This window comes from Ilyomonas limi (assembly GCF_005233845.1).
GTDB classification, from domain to species: Bacteria; Bacteroidota; Bacteroidia; order Chitinophagales; family Chitinophagaceae; genus Ilyomonas; species Ilyomonas limi.
The window spans coordinates 1-1,289 of sequence record NZ_SZQL01000066.1 but is presented as its reverse complement, the minus strand read 5'-3'; the positions used below and the strand labels follow the sequence as shown (position 1 = coordinate 1,289).

Sequence of the window (1,289 nt, the reverse complement as noted above, 5' to 3'; positions counted from 1 at the left end):
TGTAAGCGTCCCGTTATTTCGGTCAGTTAGGAGGTAGAGTTTTGTTAGTTCGATTATCACCTACCGCTTTATCCACTAAACGGCTCTCTTCAATTTGAAAGGGATTGCCGTTCGCCGTTTGTGGATAAAGCTGCTGTTCTTTTTGCCACTGACTGGTATAGCGCAGTGGGGAAAGATAGCCCAAGGACTTATGTGGTCGTTCTGTGTTGTAATCCGCTCTCCACTCTTCACACATCACCCGCACTTCATTCAAACTGTAGAACAGATAAGCATTGAGCAACTCTCTTCTGATGCTTCCGTTCTTTCGTTCTATGTAAGCGTTCTGCATAGGTCTTCCCGGTTGAATGAACTGCAGGGTGATTTTATTTGCTTCACACCACTGCTCCAATTTATGCGAGATGAACTCCGGTCCGTTATCCACTCTGATGTTAGCAGGCTTTCCTCTTTTTGAAATAAGCTGTTCCAATACCCTGATCACCCGCAGTGAAGGAAGAGACGTATCTACTTCAATAGCCAGGGACTCCCGGTTAAAATCATCCAGGACATTCAACAGGCGGAACTTTCTGCCGTCCACCAGGCTATCACTCATAAAGTCAATGCTCCACATTTGATTGGGCGCTGTAGGCACCGTCAATGGTTGCTTTACCCTTTCAGGTAGTCTTTTCTTTGCACGTCTGCGAATGTTTAAATGCATCTTTCTATACACTCTCCTTACCCGTTTATGATTCCACTGCTCTCCACGGTTGCGAAAACGATGATGGCATTGCCAAAAACCAATCGAGGGATGCTTTGCCACTACTTCGGTTAAAGCATGCTCAATGGCACTGTCGTCTTTTTGTTTGCGGGTGTACTGATAGGTACTGCGTGGCAGTTGCACTAACTTGCACGCCTTGCTGACACTGCACTGCTCTTCCCTTACCAGGTGTTGAGCAGCTTCTCTTCTTTCAGCAGGCGTTACAACTTTTTTTCAATCAGCCCTTTCATCGCCCGGTTCTCAAAAGTGAGTTCTGCCACTATCTTTTTGTATTGGCTTAGCTCGGCTTCCAGGTCTTTGAGTTTCCTTACGTCGGACACCCGCATGCCACCGTATTTGGCTTTCCAGTTGTAAAAGGTGGCTTCACTGATGCTTAATTCCCGGCATACATCTTTAGTGGCAATTCCGGATTCCTGTTTCTGGATAGCAGCCACAATCTGGCTTTCTGTAAACGTTTTCTTTTTCATGTTTTTGACAGTTTAAAAATAAAGAATTCGCCCTATTTCCTTACTGCCGAATTATGGGTACCCTTACA

General features: G+C 45.5%; 1 pseudogene. It reads right to left on the bottom strand.

Going from position 1 to position 1,289, the window contains the following annotated elements:
• Positions 1 to 151 precede the first annotated feature (151 nt).
• Positions 152 to 1,221 (bottom strand): annotated as a pseudogene (locus tag FC093_RS23585) (IS3 family transposase); the annotation flags it as partial.
• Positions 1,222 to 1,289: the final 68 nt, after the last annotated feature.